Source organism: Flavobacterium suncheonense GH29-5 = DSM 17707, from assembly GCF_000430025.1.
GTDB lineage: Bacteria > Bacteroidota > Bacteroidia > Flavobacteriales > Flavobacteriaceae > Flavobacterium > Flavobacterium suncheonense.
This window is the reverse complement of sequence record NZ_AUCZ01000032.1, coordinates 1-2,838: the sequence shown is the minus strand read 5'-3', so window position 1 is coordinate 2,838 and position 2,838 is coordinate 1. Positions and strand designations below refer to the sequence as shown.

2 rRNA genes are annotated in these 2,838 nt (G+C 49.4%); both read right to left on the bottom strand.

The features are described 5' to 3' along the window. Window positions 1-75 precede the first annotated feature (75 nt). Window positions 76-185: ribosomal RNA gene (gene rrf, locus G498_RS0109820) — 5S ribosomal RNA — on the bottom strand. Window positions 186-302: 117 nt separating this feature from the next. Next, window positions 303-2,838 (bottom strand): 23S ribosomal RNA (locus tag G498_RS0109815); the annotation flags it as partial.

The following is a 2,838-nucleotide window of genomic DNA, read 5'->3' as shown; positions in this document are numbered from 1 at the left end:
GATCGAGGGCTTTGCCTGACACGCCGTACCTATAAAAAAATAAAGCCCTGCTTTTTCAAGCAGGGCTTCACTAAAGAAAGGCGGCGACATACTCTCCCACAGGATTGCAGTACCATCTGCGCAGGCGGGCTTAACTTCTCTGTTCGGAATGGGAAGAGGTGAGCCCCGCCGCAATAACCACCTTAAGTCGTTATGCAAGGGTAATCAGCTTTACTGATCAACATTACAAAATATCTTAACATACTGAGATAAAGAAAGACAATTAAAAAGTTAAGCTCCTGCGCCTTGCGGCGCAGGAATCGATACATAAGCTTACGGGTTATTAGTACTACTCGACTATGACATTACTGCCTTTACATCTGTAGCCTATCAACGTGGTCATCTTCCACGACCCTTAAAAGAAATCTCATCTTGTGGTGGGTTTCGCGCTTATATGCTTTCAGCGCTTATCCCTTCCCGACGTAGCTACTCTGCGGTGCCCCTGGCGGGACAACAGATACACTAGAGGTCAGTCCAACTCGGTCCTCTCGTACTAGAGTCAGATCCACTCAAATTTCTAACGCCCACAGTAGATAGAGACCGAACTGTCTCACGACGTTCTGAACCCAGCTCGCGTGCCACTTTAATGGGCGAACAGCCCAACCCTTGGGACCTTCTCCAGCCCCAGGATGTGACGAGCCGACATCGAGGTGCCAAACCCCCCCGTCGATATGAGCTCTTGGGGGAGATCAGCCTGTTATCCCCGGCGTACCTTTTATCCTTTGAGCGATGGCCCTTCCATGCGGAACCACCGGATCACTATGCTCTACTTTCGTACCTGATCGACCTGTATGTCTCTCAGTCAAGCTCCCTTATGCCATTGCACTCTACGCACGGTTACCAAGCGTGCTGAGGGAACCTTTAGAAGCCTCCGTTACTCTTTTGGAGGCGACCACCCCAGTCAAACTACCCACCAAGCAATGTCCCCCGCGCTGCGGGGTTAGGCCTCAGATAAGCAAAGGGTGGTATTTCAACAATGACTCCACAACGCCTGGCGACGCCATTTCACAGTCTCCCACCTATCCTACACATCACTTATCCAAGGTCAATACTAAGCTATAGTAAAGGTGCACAGGGTCTTTTCGTCCCACTGCGGGTAATCGGCATCTTCACCGATACTACAATTTCACCGAGCTCATGGCTGAGACAGTGTCCAGATCGTTACACCATTCGTGCAGGTCGGAACTTACCCGACAAGGAATTTCGCTACCTTAGGACCGTTATAGTTACGGCCGCCGTTTACTGGGGCTTCAATTCAATGCTTCTCCGAAGATAACATCTCCTCTTAACCTTCCAGCACCGGGCAGGTGTCAGGCCCTATACGTCATCTTACGATTTTGCAGAGCCCTGTGTTTTTGATAAACAGTCGCCTGGACCTTTTCACTGCGGCCAGCATTGCTGCTGGCGACCTTTCTCCCGAAGTTACAGGTCTATTTTGCCTAATTCCTTAGCCATGAATCTCTCGAGCACCTTAGGATTCTCTCCTCGACTACCTGTGTCGGTTTACGGTACGGGTACTTATAATCTAAGTTTAGAGGTTTTTCTTGGAAGCCCTTAGGCACACTATCACTTTGTCCGAAGACTCCGTGTACTATCGTATTTCACCAGTTCCCGCGCATTTTACTACGGGACCTATAGCTAAGTACTTTAACGAACTATTCCGTCAGTTCGCGGTGCTTTCATCACTCCGTCACCCCATCACAATTATAAGTAGTACGGGAATATTAACCCGTTGGCCATCGACTGTCCCTTTCGGGTTCGCCTTAGGACCCGACTAACCCTCAGCTGATTAGCATAGCTGAGGAAACCTTAGTCTTTCGGTGTGCGGGTTTCTCGCCCGCATTATCGTTACTTATGCCTACATTTTCTTTTCTAACCGGTCCAGCATGAGTCGCCTCACACCTTCAACCCTGTTAGAATGCTCCCCTACCACTTGACTTACGTCAAATCCATAGCTTCGGTAGTATACTTATGCCCGATTATTATCCATGCTCGTCCGCTCGACTAGTGAGCTGTTACGCACTCTTTAAATGAATGGCTGCTTCCAAGCCAACATCCTAGCTGTCTGGGCAGACAAACCTCGTTTTTTCAACTTAGCATACATTTGGGGACCTTAGCTGATGGTCTGGGTTCTTTCCCTCTCGGACATGGACCTTAGCACCCATGCCCTCACTGCTGAGAAACATTATATAGCATTCGGAGTTTGTCAGGAATTGGTAGGCGGTGAAGCCCCCGCATCCAATCAGTAGCTCTACCTCTATATAACTATACACAGCGCTGCACCTAAATGCATTTCGGGGAGTACGAGCTATTTCCGAGTTTGATTGGCCTTTCACCCCTACCCACAGGTCATCCGAAGACTTTTCAACGTCAACCGGTTCGGACCTCCACTGTGTGTTACCACAGCTTCATCCTGCCCATGGGTAGATCACACGGTTTCGCGTCTACCACTACTGACTAAAGCGCCCTATTCAGACTCGCTTTCGCTACGGATCCACACCAAAAGTGCTTATCCTTGCCAGCAACGGTAACTCGTAGGCTCATTATGCAAAAGGCACGCCGTCACCCCACGAAAGGGCTCCGACCGCTTGTAAGCGTATGGTTTCAGGATCTATTTCACTCCGTTATTCACGGTTCTTTTCACCTTTCCTTCACAGTACTGGTTCACTATCGGTCTCTCAGGAGTATTTAGCCTTAGCGGATGGTCCCGCCAGATTCAGACAGGGTTTCACGTGCCCCGCCCTACTCAGGATACCACTATTAATATCTTCTCTTACTTATACGGGACTATCACCCTCT